The organism is Serratia liquefaciens ATCC 27592 (assembly GCF_000422085.1).
Lineage (GTDB): Bacteria > Pseudomonadota > Gammaproteobacteria > Enterobacterales > Enterobacteriaceae > Serratia > Serratia liquefaciens.
The window spans coordinates 1,922,451-1,948,800 of the sequence record NC_021741.1 but is presented as its reverse complement, the minus strand read 5'-3'; the positions used below and the strand labels follow the sequence as shown (position 1 = coordinate 1,948,800).

Below are 26,350 nucleotides of genomic sequence, written 5' to 3'. Positions count from 1 at the left end.
ACCCGTTTCGGCGATTAATTACGAGCTTAAAAAAAATTCCAGAATCGATGACTACAGCTATAGCCTAGGCCAAAGATCAGAGTTCGATGTGAAATAAGCGTGAAAAGTTGGCGGTGGTGGCTTCGGCCAGCGTTTCCAGGCTCACGCCCTTCAATACTGCCATGTATTCAGCCACATCGCGCACGTAGGCAGGTTGGTTTTCTTTGCCGCGGTGCGGCACCGGAGCCAGATACGGCGAGTCGGTTTCCACCAGAATGCGGTCCAGCGGCACATAACGCGCCACATCACGCAGCTGCTCGGCGTTGCGGAAGGTCAGGATGCCGGAAAAGGAAATGTAGAACCCCAAGTCCAACAGGGCTTCGGCCGTGGCGCGATCTTCGGTGAAGCAATGCAGTACGCCGCCACAGTCCTGGGCATTTTCTTCCCGCAGGATCGCCAGCGTGTCTTCACGCGCATCACGGGTATGCACGATCACCGGTTTGTTCAGATCGCGACCGATGCGGATATGCTCACGAAACGAGGCTTGCTGCAGTTCAAGATTGTCTTTTTGATAGAAATAATCAAGACCGGTTTCCCCCAGTGCCACCACCTGCTCTGCCGCCGCTAAACGGCGCAGTTCGGCATAGTCGTAGCCGCCTTCCAGATTGAGCGGATGCACACCGCAGGAGAAAGCCACATCGTCGCGTTGGCCAATCAACTGCGTCATAGCCTGATAGCCCGGCAAGGTGGTAGCGACCGCCAGCACGTAACCGACATCGCGCGCCTTGGCTTTGGCCAGTGCGTCATCCACGTTTTGATGCAGGGTTTGGTAATCCAGGCCATCGAGGTGGCAATGAGAATCTACTAACAACATAATATTTAACTCTTTTACAGCGAATGAGGGTGAGAATAGCCGGTAGCGCCGAGCATCTGCTCCCAGCCAAGTAACTGTTCTGTCAGCAGCAGTTCACGGTTAACGCCGACCACGCTGAGCAACTGGTGGCGGCAATTAAGCCATTGTTGCACCACTTGCTGCAGCGAGTTGCTGCTCAAACGGCTGGCCAGTTGGTGCACCAAGGGTTGCTGATCCTGGTTGAGGGCAAAACTCGCCGCCCCCTGCTGCCATTTCATCGCGTCGACCAGCAATGCGCATAACCAGTGTAGCCGCTCGGCGACGTCTTCGTGATTCAACACCGGCAGCAAGGACAGCATGTCATGCTGCGGCAAAGCAGCGCTCAGGGCGGCACACAGCGCGCTACGCTGCTGCCAACGTTCCGGCTGCAACAACTGCTCGGCGGCAAGAGGAGCGCCATCATGCAGACGCAATGCGGTCAGCAGATCGACCTGATTACCCGACGTCTGTCGGTTTAACCACTGCAGGCCGAGCTGTTCGTCCGGGCTGGCGAGGTGCCAGTACAAACAGCGGCTGCGCAACGTCGCCAACAGGCGTGAAGGCTCACGGCAGCTCAGCAGGAAATAGGTTTTTTCCGGCGGCTCTTCCAATGTTTTCAACAACGCATTGGCGGCCGCCTCGGTCAGCAGCTCCGCCTGCGGCAACCAGATCACCTTGGCTCCGCCCTGCTGGGCATGGGAGTAAAGGATCTCAATCACCTGACGAATGGGCTCCACGCCCAGACTGCTTTTGCCCTTTTCCGGCGTCAGCACATGATAATCCGGGTGATTGCCCGCCAGCATTAACCGGCAGCTATGACATTCACCGCAGCTTTTCTCTCCGTTACGGCGCTGGCAAATCAGCCAACGGCTCAGCCCGTAGGCCAGCGCTTCTTCGCCATTGCCCGCCGCCGCGTGCAGCAGCAAGGCATGATGACCGCGATCGGCAGCATATTGCCCGACCAACTGCCGGTAAGGGGTATTCAGCCACGGGTACCAGTTCATTACGCGCCTTCCTGCTGCAGCCATTGGCTGACGCTGTGACGAATCGCTGCCGTCACCTGCTCCAGCGATTGGGCCGCGTCAACGGTGACAATGGACTCGTCCTGCGCCGCCAGTTCCAGATAGCGCGCGCGGGTGCGTTCAAAGAACGGCAGCGCCTCTTGTTCGATGCGATCCAATTCGCCGCGTGCGCGGGCACGTTGCAACCCCACTAACGGCGGCAAATCCAGATACAGCGTCAGGTCCGGGTGAAAATCGCCCAGCACGGTGTCACGCAGCGAGGCCATCAGTTGCTGATCGACACCGCGACCGCCGCCCTGATAGGCCTGCGAAGACAAATCGTGACGATCGCCAACCACCCAGGCACCACGCGCCAACGCCGGTTTGATCACCGTTTCCACCAATTGCACGCGGGCTGCGTACAGCATCAGCACCTCGGCTTTGATGGTCGGCAGCTCACCGTCCACGCCGCGCTTGAACAGGTCGCGCAGCTTTTCTGCCAACGGCGTACCACCAGGTTCACGGGTAAAGACAATATCGTTGATGCCGTGCTGGCGCAGTACGTCAACCACGGTATCGCGAGCGGTAGTTTTGCCCGCGCCCTCGAGCCCTTCGATAACCACAAATTTACTTTTCATTCTTTTCCTTCAACGCCTGGCGATAGGCGCGCACCGCCTGATTATGGCTGGCCAGGTTAGTGGTAAATTGATGCCCGCCTTTGCCGTCGGCAACAAAGTACAGATAAGGGGTTTTCGCCGGATTGGCGGCGGCGGCCAGCGAAGCCTTGCCAGGCATGGCAATCGGCGTTGGCGGCAGGCCGTTGATCACATAGGTGTTGTACGCCGTCGGCGTTTCCAAATCTTTGCGAGTGATATCGCCATTATAGCTATCGCCCATGCCGTAAATCACCGTTGGGTCTGTCTGCAAACGCATGCCAATGCGCAGGCGGTTAATAAAGACGGAAGCCACCTTGGTGCGTTCTTCCGGCACGGCGGTCTCTTTCTCAATGATCGAGGCCATGGTCAGCAGCTCTTCGGGCGTTTTGTACGGCAGGCTGGTGTCGCGACCTTGCCAGGCATCTTCCAGCGCCTTGGTCATTCGCAAATGAGCTCGCTTTAACAACGCAATGTCGCTCATGCCCGCCGTGTACAGGTAGGTATCGGGGTACAGACGTCCTTCAGGATTAGTCCCCTCCGGCAAGCCCAACGCCACGGCAATTTCCGTTTCGCTTTTGCCCGCCAGCGTATGTTTGAGGTATTTGGACTGTTGCAGCACCGCCAGCCAGTCACGCAGGCGAGAGCCTTCGATAAAGCGCGCGCTGAACTGGGCTTCTTTGCCGCTGGCCAGCAGTTTGAGCATCTCGCGCACCGTCATGCCAGGCGTAAAGCGATAGGTACCGGCCTTAAACTCAGCCAGCTGCGGCTCCACACGCAACAGCCACGGGAACCACATGCCGTTGCGGATCAGCTTGTCACGAACCAGCAGCCCTTCCAGCGCTACCCGCCCGGTACCCGCCGGCAGTTTAAAAATGGCTTCCTGCTGGATCGCCAGAGGCGTATCCGCGAAGCGTTCAACCTTCTGATATCCCCACAACAGCAGGCCCAATACCAGAACAACAATAATAGAAACGAACTTCAGCTTTCTTTTCTTCATCAATCAGCCATCGTTAACAGTGTGGGCGCAAAAAATCATAGAGTTGGCGCGAAGAGTAATGCCAGGATTGCGCGATGTTCACCGGCAGCAATGGCATTAGCGCATTGCTCACCAGCACTTCTTCGGCGTCGGCCAGCGTCTCCAGTGGCTCACTGACGTAATGTAATGAGTACCGGCTGCCCGCGAGCAGCTCAATCACCCGGCGCCGCATCAGTCCTGCCACGCCCGCCTGGCTCAGATCCGGCGTGAAAACCGCTTTTCCCTTTCGCCAGAACAAATTAGCCGCACAGCATTCCACCAGCATACCGGCAGTGTCAAGCACCAGCGCCTCATCGGCGGCCGTCTGGTCAAGATGCGCGCGGATCAACACCTGCTCCAAACGATTCAGGTGTTTCAACCCCGCCAGCAGCGGATGACGAGCCAGCGTTACCGGGCTAAGCGCCAGGCTGATGCCCTGCTCGCGCCATTGCAAATAGTGCATCGGGTAGGCGCTGCGAGAAACAATCCGCGTGGGATGCTCACATCCTTTTGGACTGTAACCTCGCCCACCGCTGCCGCGCGTCAGTATCGCTTTGACCACGCCCTGCGGGATAGATTCTGCCGCGCGCACCATTTCATATTCCAACGCATCCCAGTCACAGGCAGGCAGCATCAGCCGCTGTGCCGACTGCTGCAGACGTTCGATATGCCAGGGCAGCAGATCAATCTTGCCCTCAACCACTCGTGCGGTAGTGAAACAGCCGTCGCCAAACTGCAAGCCGCGATCGCTTGGCGCCAGCGCATCGTGTTGCTGCCCGTTTATCCAGTACATAGACTTCCCCTGACCGCTTTGGTTTCCACTACAGAATAACAGGCGCCGACGCCATTAGCAGCAGTTGGCCGTTCGACAAAAGCATCGCCTAGCCGGGCCCCGGCGGGTCAGCGCCATAAAAAAAGCCCGGTTTAAAAAACCGGGCTTTTTACCGTCCTTCAGCAGAGGTTATTACACCTTGCGGAAGATCAGAGAACCGTTGGTGCCGCCGAAACCGAAGGAGTTACACAGCGTGTACTGCATATCGCTTACCTGGCGTGCTTCGTGCGGAACGAAGTCCAGATCGCAGCCTTCATCCGGGTTATCCAGGTTGATGGTTGGCGGAACAGCCTGGTCACGCAATGCCAGTACGGTGAAGATCGACTCAATCGCACCCGCCGCACCCAACAGGTGGCCGGTCATCGATTTGGTCGAGCTGACCATCACGCGCTGCGCATCGCTGCCAAATACCGACTTCACCGCCTGCGTTTCGGCTTTGTCGCCGGCCGGCGTTGAGGTGCCGTGCGCATTGATATAGCCGATTTGTGACGTGGTCACACCGGCATCTAGCAACGCATTTTCCATCGCCAGCGCAGCGCCCGCACCGTTTTCAGGTGGTGACGTCATGTGATAAGCATCGCTGCTCATCCCAAAGCCGACAACTTCAGCATAAATCTTGGCGCCGCGTTTTTTGGCGTGCTCGTACTCTTCCAGCACCATCATGCCGGCACCGTCACCCAGAACAAAACCATCACGGTCCTTGTCCCAAGGGCGGCTGGCTGCCTGCGGATCTTCGTTGCGGGTCGACAACGCGCGTGCTGCGCCAAAGCCGCCGACGCCCAACGGGGTACTGGCTTTTTCTGCCCCACCGGCCAGCATGACGTCAGCATCATTGTAAGCAATGATACGCGCGGCGTGGCCGATGTTGTGCACACCTGAGGTACAGGCGGTGGCGATCGAAATGCTCGGGCCACGCATGCCGTACATGATAGTCAGGTGGCCTGCAATCATGTTTACAATGGTTGACGGCACAAAGAACGGACTGATTTTCCGTGGGCCACCGTTAACCAGCGAACTGTGGTTCTCTTCAATCAAACCCAGGCCGCCAATACCGGAGCCGATAGCGGCACCAATGCGGCTGGCGTTAGCCTCGGTGATATCCAGTTGTGCGTCCTGCATGGCTTGCATGCCGGCTGCGATACCGTACTGGATGAAGGCGTCCATCTTGCGCGCATCTTTGCGGGAGATGAAATCTTCTGAATTAAAATTCTTTACCAGGCCTGCAAACTTGGTCGCATAGGCAGAGGTATCGAAATGGTCGATCAGGCTGATGCCACTCTGACCGGCAAGAAGAGCGTTCCATGTGGACTCTACCGTATTGCCGACAGGAGACAACATGCCCAGTCCGGTCACAACTACTCGACGCTTAGACACGTTTGTCCTCCAAGGAGGGAAAAATATGACACTAGGGATAGAAAAAACTTAGGCGGTCGAGTGACCGCCTAGATATGTTCTCTTACTGCTGGCTGGCGTTGATGAAATCAATAGCTGCCTGAACAGTAGTGATTTTCTCAGCTTCTTCGTCTGGAATCTCGGTGTCGAACTCTTCTTCCAGAGCCATTACCAGCTCAACGGTGTCAAGAGAATCAGCACCCAGATCTTCAACGAAAGAAGCGTTATTTAAAACTTCTTCCTGTTTAACACCCAACTGCTCAACAATGATTTTCTTAACGCGTTCTTCGATAGTGCTCATACTCTTAAATTTCCTATCAAAACTCGCTTTCGCGATGGTTTTCGTAGTGTATAAAATGTTGAAAAAGATGCAACTAAATCCCGGCTGGTCAAACCACGATTTTACGCTATTTTGCGGTTTTTACCCCAAATAACGCAAATAGTTTTCGCATTTTTTAAATCATGTACATGCCGCCATTGACATGTAACGTTTCACCGGTGATGTAGCCAGCCTCATCAGAGGCTAAGAATGCAACAGCGCTGGCGATTTCTTTAGCATCCCCCAGCCGATTGGCTGGAACTGATGACAAAATGCCTGCGCGTTGATCATCTGTCAACGCCCGTGTCATGTCCGTCTCAATAAAGCCAGGTGCCACGACGTTGACCGTAATGCCACGCGAAGCAACTTCACGTGCCAAAGACTTACTAAAGCCAATCAGACCGGCTTTAGCCGCCGCGTAATTAGCCTGCCCTGCGTTCCCCATGGTACCGACAACGGAACCGATGGTGATGATCCGGCCAAACCGCTTTTTCATCATAGCTCGCATTACCGCTTTTGACAGACGGAATACGGAAGTCAGATTGGTGTTCAGGATATCCTGCCACTCGTCGTCCTTCATACGCATCAGGAGGTTATCACGCGTAATGCCGGCATTATTCACTAAAATGTCGATTTCGCCAAATTCAGCACGAATAGATGCCAGAACGCTGTCGATAGATTGAGCATCGACCACATTCAATGCAAACCCTTTGCCGTTCGCGCCCAGGTAGCTGCTGATAGCCTCAGCGCCGCTTTCACTGGTGGCGGTGCCGATCACTTTAGCGCCGCGTGCCACAAACGTTTCTGCAATAGCCCGGCCAATACCCCGGCTCGCGCCGGTGACCAGAACAACTTTACCTTCGAAGCTCATTGTTTTCCTCTTTATTGTTCAAGCGCCGCTGTCAGGCTGGCAGCGTCATTCACCGCCGCCGCCGTCAGGGTATCAACAATACGTTTAGTCAGACCGGTCAGAACCTTGCCCGGACCAACCTCTAGCAGCGACGTAACGCCCTGTGCTGCCATAAACTCAACGCTCTCGGTCCAACGTACCGGGCTGTACAACTGACGCACCAGCGCGCTGCGGATCGCTTCTGGATCGCTTTCAGCACGCACGTCGACGTTATTTACCACCGGCACCTGCGGTGCGCTGAAGGTGATGTCCTGCAACGCCACGGCCAGTTTGTCTGCAGCCGGCTTCATCAGTGCACAGTGCGAAGGCACGCTCACCGGTAACGGCAGCGCACGCTTGGCGCCAGCCGCTTTACAGGCTGCGCCTGCACGTTCAACCGCTTCTTTATTGCCGGCGATCACCACCTGGCCCGGGGAATTGAAGTTCACCGGGGAAACAACCTGCCCTTGGGCAGACTCTTCACAAGCCTTGGCGATAGCCGCGTTGTCCAGACCAATGATGGCGGACATCGCGCCAGTGCCTTCCGGCACCGCTTCCTGCATCAGTTTGCCGCGCAGCTCAACTAGGCGGATTGCCGCCTGGAAATCCAGCACGCCCGCACAAACCAGCGCCGAGTACTCGCCCAAGCTGTGGCCGGCCATGATGGCAGGCATTTTGCCGCCCTGCTGCTGCCAAACGCGGAAAATCGCCACTGAGGCGGCCAGCAATGCCGGCTGCGTTTGCCAGGTTTTGTTCAGTTCTTCCGCCGGCCCTTGCTGCACCAGTTGCCACAGGTCGTAACCCAGAACGGAAGAGGCTTCGCTGAAAGTCGCTTCAACGATCGGATATTGAGCGGCCAAATCGGCCAGCATGCCCAGGGACTGTGAGCCCTGGCCTGGGAAAACAAAAGCAAATTGCGTCATTTTTTCTTCCTGTTAATCAGAAACGAACCAGCGCCGAGCCCCAGGTAAAGCCGCCGCCGAAGGCTTCCAGCAGCACCAGTTGGCCGCGCTGGATCCGCCCATCGCGCACCGCTTCATCGAGCGCTGCGGGGACCGAGGCGGCAGAGGTGTTACCGTGACGATCAAGCGTCACCACCACTTTATCCATCCCCATACCCAGTTTTTTTGCCGTTGCGCTGATAATGCGCAGGTTGGCCTGGTGCGGCACCAGCCAATCCAGCTGGCTGCGGTCCAGATCATTGGCCTGCAGCGTTTCGTCAACGATGTGAGCCAGTTCGGTAACCGCAACCTTGAAGACTTCATTGCCTGCCATGGTGACATAGGCCGGCTTTTCCTGATCCTGACGATCCTTGAATGGCAACGTCAGCAGGCCACCGTAGGTGCCGTCCGCATGCAGGTGAGTCGACAGAATGCCCGGCTCTTCAGAAGCGCCCAGCACCACCGCGCCAGCGCCATCACCAAACAGGATGATGGTACCGCGATCGTCAGGATCCAGCGTGCGAGAAAGCACGTCTGCACCAATCACCAGTGCACGCTTCACCGCACCGTTCTTAACGTACTGATCGGCAACGCTCAACGCGTAGGTGAAACCGGCGCAGGCTGCAGCCAGATCGAAAGCCGCACAATCTTTAATCCCGAGCATCTGCTGCACCTGGCAGGCAGAACTTGGGAATGCGTGGCTCGAAGTGGTGGTCGCCACAACGATCAGCCCGATATCTTCTTTAGCCACACCTGCCATTTCCAGCGCTTTTTCAGCAGCATGGAAGCCCATCGTCGCCACGGTTTCATCAGCGGCGGCAATGCGGCGTTCACGGATACCGGTGCGAGTGACGATCCACTCGTCAGAGGTATCCACCATTTTTTCAAGGTCAGCGTTGGTGCGCACTTGTACGGGTAAATAACTCCCCGTACCGAGAATCTTTGTATACATGTACGATCAGTCACTCTTAGGTAATACAGCTTCAAGGCGCGCAGCAATCCTGTCAGGGACTTGCCGCTGCACCGCCTGCACAGCCTGTTCGATTGCAACTGCAAACGCGTGCGGGTTCGCAGCGCCGTGGCTCTTGATTACGGTGCTGCGCAATCCTAACAGACATGCGCCATTATACTGGTCGGGGTTCAGGTGGCCGAACCGCTTTACCACCCGTTTTTGCAACCAACGGCCCAACAATTTTAACCACCACGCCTGCTTGCCAGCGTCTCCGGATGATTTCAGCAGCGATAAAAATACTCTTACCACCCCTTCCATGGTTTTCAGGGTGACGTTACCCACAAAGCCGTCGCAGACCATCACATCGGTTTTCCCGGTGAGAAGATCGTTGCCTTCCAGGTAACCAATATAGTTGATTGCCGGAGTATTTTTTAGCACGGCGGCCGCTTCGCGGATATTATCCAGACCTTTGGTTTCTTCTTCACCAATATTCAGCAGCGCCACGCGTGGTTGCGCAATCCCCACCACCTCTTCGGCCATCACCGCGCCCATCACCGCAAACTGCACCAGCATGGTGCTGTCGCATTCGACGTTGGCGCCCAGATCCAGCACCACGGTTTTACCGCCCAGCTGATTCGGGATCACCGTCATCAGCGCCGGACGTTCAATACCGTCCAACGGCTTAATCAGCATCTTCGCCAACCCCATCAGCGCACCGGTATTACCCGCGCTGACACAGCCCTGTGCATCACCGTTTTTGGTCAGTTCCAGCGCAATGCGCATGGAAGTGCCACGGCTGGCACGAATCGCTTGTGAGGGTTTGGCGTCGCCGGCAATCACAGATTCAGCGGGCACGACTTGCAAACGTTCCAGAAGAACCGGATCGGCTTTGGCAAGTAAAGGAGAGAGGGTGTCGGGATTGCCGACCAGCAGAAGATGAAGCTGTAAATTAGAGGCCAGTGCCTGCAATGAAGCAGGCACTGTGACGCAGGGACCGAAGTCCCCGCCCATTGCATCTAACGCCAGGGTTAGACGAGTCAAGGTACCGCTACTTAGCCGATAACCTTGCGACCGCGGTAGAAACCGTCGGCAGTGATGTGGTGACGACGATGAGTTTCACCAGAAGTCGCATCAACAGACAAAGTGGTGGTGGTCAGAGCATCGTGTGAACGACGCATGCCACGTTTGGAACGGGTTGGTTTATTTTGTTGTACGGCCATGGACCTTACTCCTTAATTACTTACGCTTTAAACTGGCTAATACGGCAAATGGGTTTGGTTTCTCCGCCTCTGGAGGCAGTTTGCCAAAGACCATGTCCGCTTCGGACACTTCACAGTGTTCAGATTCATGTACCGGGACGACAGGCAGTGAAAGAATAATTTCGTCTTCAATCATTGCCAGCAGATCAACTTCGCCAAACTCATCGACTTCGATCGGCTCGTACGCCCCCGGTAATGCCTCAGCCTGCTCATCATTGACGACCGGGCTAAAACAATATGTTGTGTGAACATGGTGTTCGAACGGGACTCCGCAGCGTTGGCACATCAGCATTACCTGGACGTCCGCATGCCCTGTTATCACCGCGAGGCGCTGGTTATCAATATCGAAAGATAACGAGACCTCAACATCACTGTCCACACTGACCACAGAGGCAGCAACACGTGTAACCTGCTCAGGCGCATAGGAACCAACATAGTCCAGGCGTTTCTGAGCGGTACGTACCGCATCAATGGTCAAGGGTAATTTTACCTTTTGCATAGGGCGCGCATATTAACTTTGTAACGACTTAGAGTCAAAGAAAAAGGCCGTAAAACGGCACCTTTCACCAATATTCGCTTCCTCAGCGGCGGACAGTTTAAAATGACCTCTCCATTTACGCTATGGTTTACGAAAAAAATTATGCAAAGACTACTCCTCGCCTCCACCTCGACCTACCGCAAGATGCTGTTGGAAAAACTGCATCTGCCTTTTACCTGTGACGCGCCGCAGGTCGATGAAACCCCGCTGGCCGGGGAAACCGCCGAAGCGCTGGTCTTACGGCTGGCGACGGCGAAAGCCCAGGCATTGGCCATCGCCTATCCTGACCATTTGATTATCGGTTCCGACCAGGTCTGCGTGATCGACGGTAAAATAACCGGGAAACCGCATACCGAAGAGAACGCCTGCGCGCAATTGCGCCAGGCCAGCGGCCAAAGGGTGACGTTTTATACCGGTCTGGCGCTGTACAACAGCCGCAGCCATCACCTGCAGGCGCTTTGCGAGCCCTTCCATGTGCATTTCCGTGTGCTGAGCGACGCAGAAATCAGCGCTTATGTGCGCCTTGAACAGCCGCTCAACTGTGCGGGCAGTTTTAAAAGTGAAGGTCTGGGTATTGCGTTGTTCGATAAACTGGAGGGGCGAGATCCGAATGGGTTGATCGGTCTGCCGTTGATAGCCCTGCTGGAGATGCTGCGGGCTGAAGGCATCAACCCGCTGGTATAAAATACTTTTACTTACTGGCCTTTGGCCTGCTTGCGCAATACCTGCAGGCAGTGGCGCAACTCCTGGTCCATCGGCGCTTCGATACGCATGGTTTCGCCAGTGCCCGGATGTTCGAACCGCAGTGCCGCGGCATGCAAGAACAGGCGTTTGAGCCCGGTACCTGCCAACTGGCGATCGAATTCACGATCGCCATAGCGGTCATCGAAGGCTATCGGGTGCCCTGCGTGCAAGGTGTGAACGCGGATCTGGTGGGTGCGCCCGGTAATCGGGCTCGCCTTGACCAGCGTGGCATGCTCAAAACGTTCCTCTACCTTGAAGCGGGTTTCCGACGGTTTGCCTTCGCTATTGACGCGCACGATACGTTCGCCGCTTTGCAGAATGTTTTTCAGCAACGGTGCCTGTACGGCTTTACAATGCGACTGCCATTGGCCGCGCACCAGCGCCAGATAATCCTTCTGCATGCCTTTCAGCCGCAATTGCTCATGCAGCGAACGCAGTGCAGAACGTTTTTTCGCCACCAGCAACACGCCGGAAGTATCGCGATCCAGCCGGTGCACCAGCTCCAGGAAACGGGCTTCCGGGCGCAGCGCGCGCAGGCCCTCAATCACGCCAAAGCTCAGGCCGCTGCCACCGTGCACCGCGGTGCCTGAAGGCTTGTTCAGCAGCAGCAAATGATCGTCTTCATACAAAATGCAATCGGCCAGTGCCGCCACTTTGTCCAGCTTGGCGGAAACCGGCGCGTCTTCACGTTCGGCAACGCGGACCGGCGGTACTCGCACCACGTCACCAGCCGCCAGCTTGTATTCAGCCTTGATGCGTCCTTTATTAACCCGTACCTCGCCTTTGCGTACGATGCGGTAAATCATGCTCTTCGGCACGCCTTTCAGGCGAGCAAGCAGAAAGTTGTCGATTCGTTGACCGGCTTCGTCGTCAGAAATCGTGATTAATTGTACTGCAGGAATGTTCGTTTTCATGGAGCGGGATTCTAAATAGAGCGCGTAAATAGCGCCACTTCTTTTTCTGTGCTTAACTGTCTCTCTGACTGCAGGAGAAACCCTGACGGACAATAAGGCAGCAAGCCGGTTTGAACGTTTGCGATTTCTTCCGCAGTTAAGGAAAAGTCACCTTGCTATAACAGTATCAGCAGTGGAATAATGCGTTTACTTTCCACGTTGATTCTCGTTAAACAGGGAAAACGGTGGAATTATAAAATTTGTCTGATAGCACAAAAACGCAGCAATGGCGTAAGACGTAATGTGAAATCAAACAATTAGCGGGCTGCGGGTTGCAGCTTGGCCGGCAAATGGAATCAGATCTGTCGACGTAAATCAGAGGCTATTCCCCTAGTAAAAGTGCTGTTTTTCACAAAGAAATACAGGCTTACCGAGATAATGCGCCCCTATGCAGGCGACAACCGTGAGGTTGACGGCTTTGCGAGAAGACACGGGGTTTTCGGTTTTAATCCGGCCATGAGGTTATTTTGCCCGCAGCTTTGTCGATAATGTAAAAATAACGAGTAAGTTAAGATGAAAAGAATGTTGATTAACGCAACTCAGCAGGAAGAGTTGCGTGTTGCCCTCGTAGATGGACAGCGGCTGTATGATTTGGATATTGAAAGTCCGGGTCATGAACAGAAAAAAGCGAATATTTACAAAGGCAAAATCACTCGTATAGAACCAAGTCTTGAAGCAGCGTTCGTAGATTACGGCGCCGAACGACATGGTTTCCTCCCTCTTAAAGAAATCGCTCGCGAATACTTCCCAAGTAACTACTCCTCCCATGGTCGCCCGAACATCAAAGATGTGCTGCGCGAAGGCCAGGAAGTGATCGTTCAGGTTGATAAAGAAGAACGTGGCAACAAAGGCGCCGCCTTGACCACCTTCATCAGCCTGGCCGGCAGTTATTTGGTTCTGATGCCGAACAACCCACGTGCCGGTGGTATTTCACGCCGCATCGAAGGTGATGACCGCACTGAATTGAAAGAAGCGCTTTCTTCTCTGCAACTCCCGGATGGCATGGGCCTGATTGTTCGTACCGCAGGCGTTGGCAAATCGGCCGATGCATTGCAGTGGGATCTCTCTTTCCGCCTGAAGCACTGGGAAGCGATTAAAAAAGCCGCTGAAGGCCGCGCTGCGCCCTTCCTGATCCATCAGGAAAGCAACGTCATCGTACGTGCATTCCGCGACTATCTGCGCCCGGACATCGGCGAAATCCTGATCGACAATCCAAAAGTTCTCGATCTGGCCAAAGAGCACATCGCTGCCCTGGGCCGTCCGGATTTCAGCAGCAAAATCAAACTGTACAGCGGTGAAATCCCTCTGTTCAGCCACTACCAAATCGAATCTCAAATCGAATCCGCCTTCCAGCGTGAAGTTCGCCTGCCTTCCGGCGGTTCGATCGTTATCGACTCTACCGAAGCGCTGACCGCTATCGACATCAACTCCGCGCGTGCAACCCGCGGCGGCGATATCGAAGAAACCGCGTTCAACACCAACCTGGAAGCGGCAGACGAGATCGCTCGCCAGCTGCGCCTGCGTGACCTCGGCGGTCTGATCGTTATCGACTTTATCGATATGACCCCGGTTCGCCACCAACGTGAAGTTGAAAACCGCCTGCGCGATGCCGTGCGTCAAGACCGTGCACGTATCCAGATCGGTCGCATTTCCCGTTTCGGTCTGCTTGAGATGTCGCGTCAGCGCCTCAGCCCGTCACTGGGTGAATCCAGCCATCACGTTTGCCCGCGCTGTAACGGCACCGGCACCATCCGTGATAACGAATCTCTGGCGCTGTCCATTCTTCGGTTGATCGAAGAAGAAGCGCTGAAAGAAAACACCAAAGAAGTTCACGCTATCGTGCCAGTTCAGGTGGCTTCTTACCTGCTGAACGAAAAACGTGAATCGGTGAGCGCGATCGAGAAACGTCAGGGTGGCGTGAAAGCGATCATCGTGCCGAACGATCAGATGCAAACCCCACACTACTCTGTGCTGCGCGTACGTAAGGGTGAAGAAACACCAACCCTGAGCTACCTGTTGCCGAAACTGCACGAAGAAGAGATGGCTCAGCCGTTGGAAGATGCGCCTATGGAGCGCAAACGCCCGGAACAGCCGGCTCTGGCCTCGTTCTCTCTGGCCGCCGATGCACCACCACCGGCTGAAGAAGCCGTTGCTACTCAGCCCGCCGTTGCGGCAACAGCAACCAAACAAGCTGCACCAGCCGCTGCCAAATCTGGTCTGTTGGGCCGTCTGTTTGGTGGTCTGAAAGCGCTGTTTGCCGGTGAAGAACAGCCGGTTGTCGAAGCCAAACCTGTGGTTGAAGCGCCTAAGACCGAAAGCAACGGTGAAAACCGTCGCCAGGATCGTCGTGGTCAACGTCGTCAGGGTACCGGTCGTAAAGACCGTGGTGAGCGCGGTGAACGTAGCGATCGTCCAGAACGCGGTGAACGCAAAGAGCGCGGTGAAGGCCGTGATAACCGCGATCGTGATAATCGTGAGCCGCGTGAAAATCGCGAACCGCGCGATAACCGCGAAGGCCGTGAAACACGTGAAGTGCGTGACGAGCAGCGCCGCAACCGTCGCAATGCGCAGCAAACCACTGCCACGGTTACCGATGAGCCGCAGTCTGAAGAAGCCGCCAAGGCACAGCGCGAAGAGCAGCAACAGCGCCGTGAGCAGCGTGCCGAGCGTCAACGCCGTCGTCAGGAAGAAAAGCGTCAGGCTCAGCAAGAAGTGGCCGCACTGGAAAGCACAGAAGCTGCCACAGCCAACACCGCCAGCGATGAAGATCACGAAGAACGTCAGATGCAGAACATGCAGCGTCGTCAACGTCGTCCTCTGTCGCAGAAGGTTCGTGTGCTGTCCGCGGAAGAAGAGCTGCATCGCGCAGCGGAAGAGCTGCTGGCACCTAAAACGCCGGTAGCGAAAGCTCAGGACGCGAAACCTGCTCAGGCCGAAGACAGCGTTAAACTGCTGCCGGAAACCGTTGAAGCGCAGGCCGAAGACGATGCACAGGGTGACAACCGCGCTAATGGCGAAAACGGCATGCCACGCCGCTCACGTCGTTCACCGCGCCACCTGCGCGTTAGCGGTCAGCGTCGTCGTCGTTACCGTGACGAGCGTTACCCAACTCAGTCACCAATGCCACTGGCGGGGGCTTTTGCCTCACCAGAAATGGCGTCAGGCAAGGTCTGGGTGAGTTACCCTGTCACACAAGCTGCGCAAGTGGTTGAAGAGGCTGAAGTTCAGGCTGAAGCTAGCCAAATCGCTGCCGACAACGTCATGGCGCCAGAAGCCGTCAGCGTGGCCGCTCCGGTGGTTGCCGTGGTCGCAGAGCAGGAAATCGCCCCGGTTAACCAGCAGGAAGCTGTGGCAGATGCGGTTGAAGCAGTTGTTGAAGAAGCCCAACCGGTTGTTGAAACCGCCGAGCCAATCATCGCTGCTCAGGCTGAAGACACTCCGGTAGCAGCTGAAACACCAGCAGTTGAAGAAACTGCAGTGGTTGAAGCAGCCGTTGTGGCCGAAGAAACCCCAGCCGTTGAAGCGGCACCAGCGGTTGAAACTGCTCCTGAGGTTGAAGAAACCCCAGTGGCAGAATCAACACCGGTATTGGTGGTGGAAGAAACGGCAACCGTGGCAGAAGCCGTCACCGAGCCGGCTGCACCTGTCGTTGAAACTGCCCCGGTTCAGGAAACTGTAGCTCCGGCCGTTGTTGAAAAACAAGCGCCGGCAGAGCAACAGCAACCCGCACCGGTACAGGCTGGTACGCTGTACAAGCATATCGCTACGGCGCCAATGACCAAGGCCCCTGCTCCGGACTATGTGCCTGAGCAGCAGCAACACAGCGATTGGCAGCGTCCTTCCTTCGCCTTCGAAGGTAAAGGCTCAGCCGGTGGCCATGCGGCGGTAAATCAAGCTACCGCACCGGCAACCAAACCGCAGCCGGTTAACGAATAAGGTAATCTGCTTCGATAAAAAAACCCGCCTGATGGCGGGTTTTTTATTGCCGAAATAAGCTCAGGCAATTTTTTTCAATTGTTTGATATCCAGCAAATCCAGCTTGCCGTCAATGCTGGCGACAAACCGCTTAAAATGCTCGGTGGCGTTGTGTTTCTCCAGCGCCTCCGCGCTTGCCCAGCGTTCAAAGAACACGAAAGTTCCTGGCTTCTCGAGATCGCGGTGCAGGTCATATTGCAGGTTGCCCAATTCCTGACGGCTTGGATCGATAATCTCATGCACCGCATCGCTGACGGCCGAAACAAACTCGGGTTTAGCCTGCAGGGTGGCAATAACTCGCACTTCCATTTTATTCTCCCATTCCAATGTGATTAATGTTGATAACCCGAGAGTTTTGACTCGGGGATCATTAGAATCCTTGTCACTATGCACCCGATAACCAATTGATTTCAACTTGCCGTGAACAAAGAGATGCATCGCAGGCACTTTCCGCTTATCCTTATGCCCCGGCGTGAATAAGCCCCATTATTCGCTTTTACTTAGACCCGAATCTAACCGCCGGAGCCTTGTAACATGACCGCACAGCCTCAAGCCCTGAAAATCCGCCGCCCTGACGACTGGCATATCCATTTGCGTGACGACGATATGCTGAAAACGGTTTTGCCCTATACCAGTCAGGTATTTGGCCGGGCGATTGTGATGCCCAACCTGGCTCCGCCAATTACTACCGTAGAAGCCGCCCGAGCGTATCGCGATCGCATTCTGGCAGCCGTCCCTCAGGGGCACAACTTTACCCCGCTGATGACCTGCTACCTGACCAATTCACTGGCCGCTGCAGAACTGGTTAATGGGTTTGAGCAAGGCGTTTTCACTGCGGCTAAGCTCTACCCTGCCAATGCCACGACCAACTCCAGCCATGGCGTCAGCGATGTGAAGGCCATCTACCCGCTGTTTGAGCAAATGCAAAAAATCGGCATGCCGCTGCTGATTCACGGTGAAGTGACCGATGCCGCCGTCGATATTTTCGATCGCGAGGCTCGCTTTATTGACCAGGTTATGGAGCCGATTCGCCGCCAGTTCCCAGAGTTGAAAATAGTCTTCGAGCACATCACTACTAAAGAAGCGGCGCAGTACGTGCAAGAAGGCAATCGATTCCTTGGCGCGACTATCACCCCGCAGCATCTGATGTTTAACCGTAACCACATGCTGGTGGGTGGCATTCGTCCGCACCTGTTCTGCCTGCCGATCCTCAAGCGTAATATTCACCAGGATGCGCTGCGCAAAGCCGTTGCCAGCGGTTCGGATCGTTTCTTCCTCGGTACCGACTCCGCCCCTCATGCCAAACACCGTAAGGAATCGAGCTGCGGTTGTGCAGGCGTATTCAACGCGCCTAACGCTATTCCGGCCTATGCCAGCGTGTTCGAAGAACTGGGCGCATTAGAGCACCTGGAAGCTTTCTGTTCCCTGAACGGGCCAAGCTTCTATGGTCTGCCGGTCAATGCCGACTTCATCGAACTACAGCGCGTGCCAACCACTCAAGCAGAAGAGATCGCCATGGGCAGCGAAACGGTGGTGCCCTTCCTGGCCGGAGAGACGCTGAAGTGGTCAGTGAAAGCATAATCTTCTTTTTTTAACGTAGCCTATTGCCCCCACGCGCGGTTAACTGTATAAATATCCAGTAAATCGCTTCGGGGGCAATTATGCGTGTTGAAGTCACTATAGATAAAACCAAACCGCTACCGGCAGGCGCCATTGAAGCGCTGACCGGCGAGCTGGGCAAACGGGTAAACCGCCAATTTCCAGATGCCGTGGTTCAGGTGCGTTATGCCGGTTCCAACGGGCTCTCAGTACTGGGCGGCCTGAAAACAGATAAAGACCTGATCGAGGAAATTCTCCAGGAAACCTGGGAAAGTGCCGACGATTGGTTTAGCGCAGAATAATACTGCAAGGTAGTTTTTTGCCGGGGGTCGCTCTCCGGCTTTTTTGTATTTGAAGCCCGGCAACGCGCGGTTAAATTTCTGCTGGAAGAAAAGCCTTATCTGGTCTGTACTGAATGCTTTAACAGGAGATCTTTGACATGGCCCCGGACAAGGTTAAAACCGAAGAAACGATGACCTTTGGCGAACTGCTGGCGCTGATTGCCGATCAAAAACGCCGGCTGAGCGTACTTGAAGTGGCATTTTCCTACCTGGCCTTTGGTTTGGATGACAAAGCCAATCAACTATTGATTCACAGCCTGAAGCTGGAATCGCAGAATCAAAATCGTGATGCGGAAACGCAGAATCACTTTGCCCATCTGGCCGCAGAACTGGAAAAACGGTTACATGCCGCCCCGCCCCCTCCTGCTGTTGAATGACGGCGACGTCCCCATGCTGTATGTATTCTCATGGCGTGCTGCAGAATAATCACTCAAATAAATATTTATTTTACAAAATAAGCAGGGAAAAGCTCCACCCGCGAAATCAGATGCGTATACTGTAAAGGCCCACATGATGATGGGCCGCATTGATCCTCGTTAGTCACTCACGGTAGTTACTACTCAATAAGGGGTCTTTATGGACAGAAATGATGAAGTAATTCAGACGCACCCGCTTGTTGGTTGGGATATCAGTACTGTCGACGTTTATGACGCCATGATGATACGCCTTCATTACCTGTCTTCACTAGACCAGACGCCCGAAGACGCCCAAGTAGACAGAACGCTTTGGCTCACCACAGATGTCGCACGTCAATTAATCAATATCTTAGAAGCCGGCATCGCCAAGATTGAAGCAACGGATTACCAGGACCTTGATCGTAGAAAACACTAATTCACCGCACCAAAAAACCTAAGGCGCCAGCGATTTTCTCTGGCGCCTTTTTCTTTGCCGACAGGCAGCGCAACGGGTGCATTGCGGCGCTCAACCTTTTATCATAACGAAATAAGAAACGTATAACAGAGAGGTTACGGCACGTGGAATATGACTTAATTGTTGTGGGCAGCGGTTCGGTAGGTGCGGCGGCAGGCTACTATGCGACTCGAGCCGGCTTGAAAGTGTTAATGATAGACAGCGCCATGCCTCCACACCGTAACGGCAGCCACCACGGTGACACCCGCATCATCCGCCATGCCTATGGCGAAGGCGAAAAATATGTCCCGCTCATTCTCCGCGCCCAGGCCTTATGGAATGCGTTGATAAAACAAACCGGCGAAGAACTGTTTCAGGACTGCGGCGTGCTGAATATGGGTCCGGAGCCGTCTGAATTCATCCACAATGCGCAAAACAGCGCGAAGAAATTCCGCCTTAACACACAATTTCTGAGCGCAGAACAGATTAACCAACGCTGGCCGGAATTCAATGCACCGGAAGGTTACGTCGGCGTGTTTGAACCTGATGCCGGGTTCCTGCGTTCTGAAAAGGCGGTTGCCAGCCTGATCAAGCTTGCCAAAGAAGCCGGTTGCAGCCAGCTGTTCAATTGTCCGGTCACGGGGGTGCAACCTGTCGAGGGCGGTGTCGAAGTGGTCACCTCCGAAGGTCGCTTTCAGGGCCGTAAGGCCGTGGTCACCACCGGTACCTGGGTCAAGGCTTTGCTGCCGCAATTGCCGATTTCGCCGCTGCGCAAAGTATTTTCCTGGCATCAGGCCGACGGCCGCTACAGCATAAACAACCGTTTCCCGGCGTTCACCGTCGAAGCGCAAGACGGCAGCCATTATTACGGCTTCCCTGCCGATAACGACGGGCTGAAAATCGGCAAGCACGATGGCGGGCAACCGATGGAAACGCCGGATCAGCGCAAGCCCTTTGGCAGTTTCACCAGTGACGGAACCGAGGTTTTCCACTTCCTTCGTCAATTCTTGCCGGGTGTAGGGGTATGTTTACACGGCGAAGCATGCAGCTATGATATGAGTCCGGATGAAGATTTCATTATTGATACCCTGCCGGACTGCGATCGCTTGATGGTTATCAGCGGCCTGAGCGGCCACGGCTTCAAATTTGCCAGCGTGCTAGGCGAGATTGCCGCCCTGTTTGCCGAGGACAAAACCTTACCGATAGATATCTCTGCCTTTACGCTCAAACGCTTTAAATAACCCTCCTCAATGGACACAACCGCCCCCGTCAACACGTTCGGAGGCGGTTATGCCCCGCAGTTACACACTGAATTTAGCGTATCAATTTGAAATATAGTGGGAATAATATTTCAACGGAAATTTCTGGCGCAAGTATCCGGATTTCCGAATTGATCCCCCGTGGTGTAAGTTCTATTTTACAGCTGATATGCCCCTGGTAATTTCTCGCTCAACAAGGACGTCACCATGAAACTGCTTGTCGTGGACGAATGCTGCTTCACCCGGGTCGGTATCGATAACTATTTTACGGACAATGTTTTCAGCCAGGTAAAATGTTGCCACAGCCTGGAACAAGCAACTCCGCTGCTGGATCACTACCGCCCAAGCCATATCCTGGTCAACCTTACCAAACACTGTCGTTACAGTGAGGATGATGCTCAATTGCAGGCTTTTATCGAGGCCACCCCATCCGCGCTGTTGTTTATTTATCTGGACACGCCGTACCCATACAGCGAAACACCGATGCGCATCGCTGACCACGCTTTCCTGTTCAACAAAGCCACATTACCCGTAACCCTGCGCATGATGCGGGAAAAGCCGGTATCACTGATGGATTGCAGCGTGGAACACTCTCTGTTCAGCCCGCAGGAGCTGACGGTGATGAAACACTGGATGGCGGAAATGCCCAATTACCGCATCGCAAAAAAGCTGCAAATCAGCTCGCACACCGTTTATGTGCACAAACGCCACATCACAGAGAAAATCAACGCCCGTAATCGGCTAGAATTTTATTCGCTGTATAACGTGCTGCGCTATTTTTATCCGCCGAGCGTTCCCGTCAGCGCTATGTCACCTTCGTTGATGGCGGTATAACCGAAGCCTGCTGCAAAGCAGGCTGTTTTCACACGAAGATTCCCCCGATACCCGACTTTGCCTTCTCGGCAGTATTAACGCTGGCTGCAAAAATACTATAATCAGCCCGTCCTTATCTTTTGGCTGCTGAGAATGCTAAACAAAATACTGTCGGCGATCGTCAACAACGTCCGCGAACATCTGGTGCTGTATATCTGCCTGTGGCTGGTGCTGTTGGCGCTGGATGTCTATTTCTTCTTTATGCCTTAACCCCATGCCGCAGACTTTTCCCCGTTTGCGCTTTAGCCGATTCGGTTCACCGGAACAGGTGATTGCCCTTGAAGATGCCGTCATTCCTGCACTGCAGCCCAATCAACTGCTACTGCAGATGCGCTACGCACCGATAAATCCATCGGATTTGATTCCCATCTATGGTCAGTATGCACACCGTACTCTCCTGCCTCAGGTTCCTGGCTACGAAGGGGTTGGGGTCGCGGTTGATCCTCGCGGTCAACCTACCGACAGACGCGCGCTCACCGTCATGGGCAATGGCAGTTGGCAAAGCTTTGTCACGATCGATAGCGCCAAAGCCATTTGGGTACCGGACGACATCGACGACGCCACTGCGGCACAAATCTACATTAATCCACTGACCTGCTGGGTATTGCTGACACAATGGTTGCAGCTAAACGCGGGGGACATCCTGATGATTAACGGCGGCGGTTCGGCGATCGGCCTGCTGTTTTGTCAGTTGGCGGCTTTGCGCGGTATCAGATTGGTGGTTGTGGTGCGTAATCCCACCCATCGCCAGGCGCTGCTGAATGCCGGTGCCTGGCGGGTTGTAGAAGGACAATTACTGCAGCAATATCGTTTGCAACAGCTCACGGGCCATGCGGCGCGTGCCGCGATCGACTGCGTCGGCGGTGAAGATGGCTTGCATCTGGCACTTTCGGTCAGCGTGAACGGCGATTTTGTCGCCCTGGGGTTGCTCGGCAACCGGCAGGTGGACTGGCAGTATATTTCTCGCCAACTCCGGCTTCGCACTTCCCTGTTTCACCTGCGCAAATGGAACGCACAGGCAACGGTAGTTCAGTGGCATGCGTCATTCCAACAGCTGTTCAATCTGGTGAGACGCGGCCAATTGGTGTTGCAAAGTCCGGCGGCTATTTATCCGTTGCGGCATTATAAACTGGCACTGCAACACGCCGCCGACAGCAAAACCCAGGGGAAAGTCTTCTTTACTCCGGAGTAACCGGTTTGCCTGGCTGACCATCGCCGAGAATAACCGCCAATTTATGTCCCCCTTCGGTGGTCTCCAGGGCAATGCGGGTAATAATGGTCAGCGGCACCGACAGTAACATCCCTACCGGCCCCATTAGCCAGCCCCAGAAGATCAACGACAGGAAAACCACCAGCGTCGATAACCCAAGTCCTCGCCCCATGACGCGCGGCTCCAGCATATTGCCAATCACCAGATTGATCGCGATAAAACCTGCGGCTACCACCAGCGCATCACCAAAGCCGTTAAACAGCAACGCCTGGATCAGTGGCGGAACCGCGGCGATCACCGAGCCGATGTTGGGAATATAATTCAGCAAAAACGCCAGCAGCCCCCAAATAAAGGCAAAGCGCACATCGACCGCAGCCAAAAATCCCCAGACGATGACGCCGGTTGCCAGACTGATCGCCGTTTTGATCACCAGATAACGCGTGACGCCGTCTAACGCACGCCGAATATTGGCGATGCCTTCGCTAGGTTTATCCAGCGCCTGCTGCAGTTTGTAAGGCAACAGCTGCACTTCAAACAGCATAAATACCACGGTCATCAGCAGCAGGAAAATATTGGTCATGGCCCCCGAGAAACGGCTTAACAGGCGGGTGATCAAATTCATCGCCGAGCTGGGGTCAACATACTGCAGCATCGCTTCGGGGGATATGGTGATATTGAGGCGATCGGCGTAATGCTGCAGCTCACTCAGTTTTTCCATCATCATGCCGCGGTACTGGGGGAGCGAACGGGCAAATTCGTTCAGCGATGCGCCCAATATGCCGATGAACAACATCAACGCCACCACGACCAGCACCACCAGTAAAGTCACACCGAGCACGCGCGGTATACGCCAGCGTTCTAGCTGCGTTACCAGCGGATTCAGTACCATAGCGAGAAACACCGCCAGTAAGAATGGCACCACGATATCCGCAGCCGCTTTGACGCCGGCGAGAATAATGACCAACATTGCCAGCAAGATAGCCAGGCGCAGGCTGCGATCGGTCAACAGGGTTCGACCCATGACATTTCCTTTGTGTTAATGGTGTGACCCTGCGGGCCATCCGATGTGTCTTATGTTAGCAAACTCTGTTGTCCTGCCGCAGAGGTATTGCTGTATGAATAAACGTCCCACTTTTGCAGAACATTGACTGGAAATAATCGACAAACTTGACTAGCGATTTATTCGCCAGAACAATCCACGCTATTTACGTAAAATGACAAAAGCTGACAATAATAAATAAAACCATTATTTTTCAATCAATAACAATCCAACAATACACAATCACAATTATTACCTTCAACGATTTCACTGATTAACCTGACGCTATCTCAGCCAAATTCACTGATTAATATTTTAAAGAAGTAACATAGTTAAATTTATTATTGATTTTATGTTTCTTAAAGTTTAATTATTGCAGCCAGAAAATGTTGAAAGTAGGGAAACACCATGCTTTGGAAAAATACCGCCAACCGCTTTGGTCATATTTCAGTGTTGATCCACTGGTTGGTTGCGCTGACGGTGTACGGCATGTTCGCCCTGGGCCTATGGATGGTCACGTTGGGCTATTACGATGTCTGGTACCACCAGGCACCGGAAATTCATAAAAGTATCGGCACGCTGCTGTTCATCGTGATGGTGGTCCGGGTGATCTGGCGTTTTGTTTCGCCGCCGCCCAAACCGCTGGCCAGCTACGGTCGTTTTACGCGCATCAGTGCGATTCTGGCCCATCTGGCGCTGTATGTGGTGCTGTTCAGTATCCTGATTAGCGGCTACCTGATTTCGACCGCCGACGGTCAACCAATCAGCGTATTCGGCTGGTTCGATATCCCTGCGACCGCCACAGGCATGGCGGAGCAGGCCGATACCGCCGGTACCATTCATCTTTACCTGGCTTGGGCCGTCGTGGTGCTGTCAGTACTGCACGGTCTGGCTGCGCTTAAACATCACTTCGTTGATCGTGATGTTACTTTGAAACGGATGCTGGGTAGCAGCGCCGATTAACCTTTGGACTTATGGAGATTGCTATGTTGAAGAAAACCGTACTGGGCTTGACCGCAGGTGCCCTGCTGCTGAGCGCCGGTTCCGCGCTGGCTGCCGACTACAAAATTGACAAACAGGGCCAGCACGCCTTTATCGAATTCCGCATCCAGCACCTGGGCTACAGCTGGCTGTACGGCACCTTTAAAGACTTTGACGGCGGCTTCACCTTCGACGAAAAAGATCCGTCCAAGGACAAGGTTAGCGTCACCATCAACACCGCCAGCGTCGACACCAACCACGCTGAGCGCGACAAACACCTGCGCAGCGCAGAATTCCTGAATGTGGAGAAAAACAAGCAGGCCAAGTTTGAATCCACCGAAGTGAAAAAGAACGGCGAAGGTTATGCGGTTGTCGGTAACCTGACGCTGAACGGCGTGACCAAACCGGTAACGCTGGACGCTAAACTGATCGGTCAAGGCAATGACCCTTGGGGCGGTTACCGTGCCGGCTTTGAAGCCAACGGTAAAATCAAGCTTAAAGACTTCGGCATCACTACCGATCTCGGCCCGGCGTCTCAGGACGTAGAGCTGATTATTTCCGTGGAAGGCGTTCGCGCGAAGTAATGCAAAAGCGCGGCAAGAACGCCGCGCTTCTTTCAGGCTCAGTTGGCTGAGCCTTTATCTTCTTCCGGTGCCGGAATATGCATCGTGGTCTGCAATAACCCTTTCGACTTATTGAAAATCTTGATGCCATTCTCACGGCCAGCGCGGCGCGCACGCTGCTCTTCACGCGGCAGCTTCAGCTCTTCGCGGCAGATCTCGCTGCAGCAACCTTCAAACTTGGCGGCACAGCTCGGGCACTGAATAAACAGCAGGTGACAGCCGTCATTCTTGCAGTTGGTATGGGTATCGCAAGGTGCGCCGCACTGGTGGCAATTGGCGATCACATCGTCAGAAATCCGCTCGCCCATGCGCTCGTCGAACACAAAGTTTTTGCCGACGAACTTCAGCGGCAGCCCCTGCTCTTTCGCCTTGCGCGCGTACTCAATAATGCCGCCTTCCACGTGATAGACGTTTTTGAAGCCGTTATGCAGCATATACGCACTGGCTTTTTCACAGCGAATACCGCCGGTGCAATACATGACAATATTTTTGTCTTTATTGTCCTGCAGCATCTCGACCGCCATCGGCAACTGGTCGCGGAAAGTATCTGAAGGCACTTCGATGGCGTTCTCGAAGTGGCCGACTTCATATTCGTAGTGGTTACGCATATCGACAAACAGCGTATCCGGATCGTCAATCATCTGGTTTACGCGATCGGCCTGTAAATACTCACCGACATTCGCTGGGTTGAAGCTTTCATCATCGATGCCATCGGCGACGATGCGATCGCGCACCTTCAGGCGCAGCACCCAGAAGGATTTGCCGTCGTCTTCCAGTGCGATATTCAGACGCACCTGATCCAACGCCGGATGCGAGGCAAACAACGCGGCTTTAAACGCCTCGAACTTGTTCTGCGGTACGCTGATTTGCGCGTTGATGCCCTCTTTCGCCACATAAATGCGGCCAAACACCTTCAGCTTGTCGAACTGAACGTAGAGGCTGTCGCGAAACGCTTTGGGATCGTCGAGGGTGAAGTATTTATAAAAAGAAACTGTGGTGCGCGGCTCGGTTTCCGCCAGCATGCGCGCCTTCAGTTCCTCGTTAGAAATTCGGTTATGTAACACTGGCATGGTGTACTTTCCTGTCTTTCGGAGGTGACTGATTTTGATGCGCGCCGGCCGCCGGCCCACGCGCGGCGCACATAATACCCGAAAATGTAGCTCAAAACAGCATTAACGCACCGGTGATAACAAAGGCTGGAAGCTTGACGTCGCTCACAAATCTCGATAAGCCTTAAGG

Annotated in this window: 29 protein-coding genes; 12 read left to right on the top strand and 17 right to left on the bottom strand. The window is 54.5% G+C overall.

Annotation, left to right across the window (positions count from 1 at the left end):
- Positions 1 to 76: 76 nt before the first annotated feature.
- The 13 genes from M495_RS09095 to yceD all read right to left on the bottom strand — a co-directional run bounded on the left by M495_RS09095 (position 77) and on the right by yceD (position 10,626).
- Positions 77 to 853, bottom strand: a complete 777-nt coding sequence (locus M495_RS09095) for a metal-dependent hydrolase (protein WP_020826344.1) — start codon at positions 851 to 853, stop codon at positions 77 to 79.
- A gap of 14 nt (positions 854 to 867) precedes the next feature.
- A complete protein-coding gene (gene holB / locus M495_RS09090) occupies positions 868 to 1,875 on the bottom strand; it encodes a DNA polymerase III subunit delta' (protein ID WP_020826343.1) in 1,008 nt (335 codons plus the stop codon).
- Complete coding sequence (gene tmk / locus M495_RS09085) at positions 1,875 to 2,510, bottom strand: dTMP kinase (RefSeq protein WP_020826342.1); 636 nt, start codon at positions 2,508 to 2,510, stop codon at positions 1,875 to 1,877. Before tmk ends, holB begins: the two co-directional genes overlap by 1 nt.
- On the bottom strand, positions 2,500 to 3,525 hold the full coding sequence (gene mltG, locus M495_RS09080) for an endolytic transglycosylase MltG (protein ID WP_020826341.1): 1,026 nt from the start codon (positions 3,523 to 3,525) through the stop codon (positions 2,500 to 2,502). The genes tmk and mltG overlap by 11 nt, the downstream gene beginning before the upstream one ends.
- A 13-nt stretch (positions 3,526 to 3,538) precedes the next feature.
- Positions 3,539 to 4,336 carry an aminodeoxychorismate lyase gene (gene pabC / locus M495_RS09075; RefSeq protein WP_020826340.1) on the bottom strand — a complete coding sequence of 266 codons (798 nt, stop codon included), beginning with the start codon at positions 4,334 to 4,336 and terminating at the stop codon, positions 3,539 to 3,541.
- Positions 4,337 to 4,507: 171 nt separating this feature from the next.
- Complete coding sequence (fabF, locus tag M495_RS09070) at positions 4,508 to 5,749, bottom strand: beta-ketoacyl-ACP synthase II (protein WP_041414447.1); 1,242 nt, start codon at positions 5,747 to 5,749, stop codon at positions 4,508 to 4,510.
- A gap of 82 nt (positions 5,750 to 5,831) precedes the next feature.
- Positions 5,832 to 6,068, bottom strand: a complete 237-nt coding sequence (gene acpP, locus M495_RS09065) for an acyl carrier protein (protein WP_004719003.1) — start codon at positions 6,066 to 6,068, stop codon at positions 5,832 to 5,834.
- Positions 6,069 to 6,222: 154 nt separating this feature from the next.
- Positions 6,223 to 6,957: a 3-oxoacyl-ACP reductase FabG gene (fabG, locus tag M495_RS09060; RefSeq protein ID WP_020826338.1), complete on the bottom strand. Its 735-nt coding sequence runs from the start codon at positions 6,955 to 6,957 to the stop codon at positions 6,223 to 6,225.
- Positions 6,958 to 6,968: 11 nt separating this feature from the next.
- On the bottom strand, positions 6,969 to 7,898 hold the full coding sequence (gene fabD, locus M495_RS09055; RefSeq protein WP_020826337.1) for an ACP S-malonyltransferase: 930 nt from the start codon (positions 7,896 to 7,898) through the stop codon (positions 6,969 to 6,971).
- A 16-nt stretch (positions 7,899 to 7,914) separates the two neighbouring features.
- Entirely contained in the window at positions 7,915 to 8,868 is a 954-nt protein-coding gene (locus tag M495_RS09050) for a beta-ketoacyl-ACP synthase III (protein WP_041414443.1), read from the bottom strand.
- Positions 8,869 to 8,874: 6 nt separating this feature from the next.
- Positions 8,875 to 9,909: a phosphate acyltransferase PlsX gene (plsX, locus tag M495_RS09045; RefSeq protein WP_071846561.1), complete on the bottom strand. Its 1,035-nt coding sequence runs from the start codon at positions 9,907 to 9,909 to the stop codon at positions 8,875 to 8,877.
- A gap of 11 nt (positions 9,910 to 9,920) precedes the next feature.
- Positions 9,921 to 10,088, bottom strand: a complete 168-nt coding sequence (gene rpmF / locus M495_RS09040; protein ID WP_004943042.1) for a 50S ribosomal protein L32 — start codon at positions 10,086 to 10,088, stop codon at positions 9,921 to 9,923.
- A gap of 16 nt (positions 10,089 to 10,104) precedes the next feature.
- Positions 10,105 to 10,626, bottom strand: coding sequence for a 23S rRNA accumulation protein YceD (gene yceD, locus M495_RS09035; protein ID WP_020826334.1), 522 nt, complete (start codon positions 10,624 to 10,626; stop codon positions 10,105 to 10,107).
- Positions 10,627 to 10,767: 141 nt separating this feature from the next.
- On the opposite strand from yceD, the gene M495_RS09030 reads away from it, so the two are divergent.
- Positions 10,768 to 11,349 (top strand): Maf family protein, encoded by a 582-nt coding sequence (locus M495_RS09030; protein WP_144079305.1) that lies wholly within the window; start codon positions 10,768 to 10,770, stop codon positions 11,347 to 11,349.
- A gap of 11 nt (positions 11,350 to 11,360) precedes the next feature.
- Here M495_RS09030 and rluC read toward each other — a convergent pair whose 3' ends face one another.
- A complete protein-coding gene (rluC, locus tag M495_RS09025) occupies positions 11,361 to 12,323 on the bottom strand; it encodes a 23S rRNA pseudouridine(955/2504/2580) synthase RluC (RefSeq protein ID WP_020826332.1) in 963 nt (320 codons plus the stop codon).
- A gap of 552 nt (positions 12,324 to 12,875) precedes the next feature.
- Between rluC and rne the strand changes: the two genes are divergently transcribed.
- Complete coding sequence (rne, locus tag M495_RS09020) at positions 12,876 to 16,298, top strand: ribonuclease E (protein ID WP_041414438.1); 3,423 nt, start codon at positions 12,876 to 12,878, stop codon at positions 16,296 to 16,298.
- Between the two features lie 60 nt (positions 16,299 to 16,358).
- Here rne and M495_RS09015 read toward each other — a convergent pair whose 3' ends face one another.
- Positions 16,359 to 16,646, bottom strand: coding sequence for a putative quinol monooxygenase (locus M495_RS09015; RefSeq protein ID WP_020826330.1), 288 nt, complete (start codon positions 16,644 to 16,646; stop codon positions 16,359 to 16,361).
- Positions 16,647 to 16,871: 225 nt separating this feature from the next.
- On the opposite strand from M495_RS09015, the gene pyrC reads away from it, so the two are divergent.
- The 8 genes from pyrC (at position 16,872) to M495_RS08975 (ending at position 22,450) form a co-directional block, all read left to right on the top strand.
- Positions 16,872 to 17,918: a dihydroorotase gene (pyrC, locus tag M495_RS09010; protein ID WP_020826329.1), complete on the top strand. Its 1,047-nt coding sequence runs from the start codon at positions 16,872 to 16,874 to the stop codon at positions 17,916 to 17,918.
- Between the two features lie 80 nt (positions 17,919 to 17,998).
- Complete coding sequence (gene dinI, locus M495_RS09005) at positions 17,999 to 18,238, top strand: DNA damage-inducible protein I (protein WP_020826328.1); 240 nt, start codon at positions 17,999 to 18,001, stop codon at positions 18,236 to 18,238.
- Between the two features lie 137 nt (positions 18,239 to 18,375).
- On the top strand, positions 18,376 to 18,654 hold the full coding sequence (locus M495_RS09000; RefSeq protein WP_020826327.1) for a hypothetical protein: 279 nt from the start codon (positions 18,376 to 18,378) through the stop codon (positions 18,652 to 18,654).
- A gap of 199 nt (positions 18,655 to 18,853) precedes the next feature.
- Positions 18,854 to 19,108 (top strand): biofilm formation regulator BssS, encoded by a 255-nt coding sequence (gene bssS / locus M495_RS08995; RefSeq protein WP_020826326.1) that lies wholly within the window; start codon positions 18,854 to 18,856, stop codon positions 19,106 to 19,108.
- A gap of 143 nt (positions 19,109 to 19,251) precedes the next feature.
- On the top strand, positions 19,252 to 20,367 hold the full coding sequence (gene solA / locus M495_RS08990; RefSeq protein WP_020826325.1) for an N-methyl-L-tryptophan oxidase: 1,116 nt from the start codon (positions 19,252 to 19,254) through the stop codon (positions 20,365 to 20,367).
- Positions 20,368 to 20,592: 225 nt separating this feature from the next.
- Positions 20,593 to 21,219, top strand: a complete 627-nt coding sequence (locus M495_RS08985; RefSeq protein ID WP_020826324.1) for a LuxR C-terminal-related transcriptional regulator — start codon at positions 20,593 to 20,595, stop codon at positions 21,217 to 21,219.
- Between the two features lie 132 nt (positions 21,220 to 21,351).
- The gene (locus M495_RS24925; RefSeq protein WP_012006315.1) at positions 21,352 to 21,468 is read left to right on the top strand and encodes a DUF2770 family protein; all 117 of its coding nucleotides are present in this window, start codon (positions 21,352 to 21,354) and stop codon (positions 21,466 to 21,468) included.
- Positions 21,443 to 22,450: a zinc-dependent alcohol dehydrogenase family protein gene (locus tag M495_RS08975; protein WP_236615028.1), complete on the top strand. Its 1,008-nt coding sequence runs from the start codon at positions 21,443 to 21,445 to the stop codon at positions 22,448 to 22,450. The genes M495_RS24925 and M495_RS08975 overlap by 26 nt, the downstream gene beginning before the upstream one ends.
- On the opposite strand, the gene M495_RS08970 is transcribed toward M495_RS08975, so the two are convergent.
- Positions 22,437 to 23,489 carry an AI-2E family transporter gene (locus tag M495_RS08970; RefSeq protein WP_020826322.1) on the bottom strand — a complete coding sequence of 351 codons (1,053 nt, stop codon included), beginning with the start codon at positions 23,487 to 23,489 and terminating at the stop codon, positions 22,437 to 22,439. The genes M495_RS08975 and M495_RS08970 overlap by 14 nt on opposite strands.
- 426 nt (positions 23,490 to 23,915) lie before the next feature.
- On the opposite strand from M495_RS08970, the gene M495_RS08965 reads away from it, so the two are divergent.
- Together M495_RS08965 and M495_RS08960 are read left to right on the top strand one after the other, a co-directional pair.
- Positions 23,916 to 24,470, top strand: a complete 555-nt coding sequence (locus tag M495_RS08965; protein ID WP_020826321.1) for a cytochrome b — start codon at positions 23,916 to 23,918, stop codon at positions 24,468 to 24,470.
- 23 nt (positions 24,471 to 24,493) lie between these two features.
- Positions 24,494 to 25,072, top strand: a complete 579-nt coding sequence (locus M495_RS08960; protein WP_020826320.1) for a YceI family protein — start codon at positions 24,494 to 24,496, stop codon at positions 25,070 to 25,072.
- Positions 25,073 to 25,110: 38 nt separating this feature from the next.
- Here M495_RS08960 and trhO read toward each other — a convergent pair whose 3' ends face one another.
- The gene (trhO, locus tag M495_RS08955; protein ID WP_020826319.1) at positions 25,111 to 26,181 is read right to left on the bottom strand and encodes an oxygen-dependent tRNA uridine(34) hydroxylase TrhO; all 1,071 of its coding nucleotides are present in this window, start codon (positions 26,179 to 26,181) and stop codon (positions 25,111 to 25,113) included.
- Positions 26,182 to 26,350 lie beyond the last annotated feature (169 nt).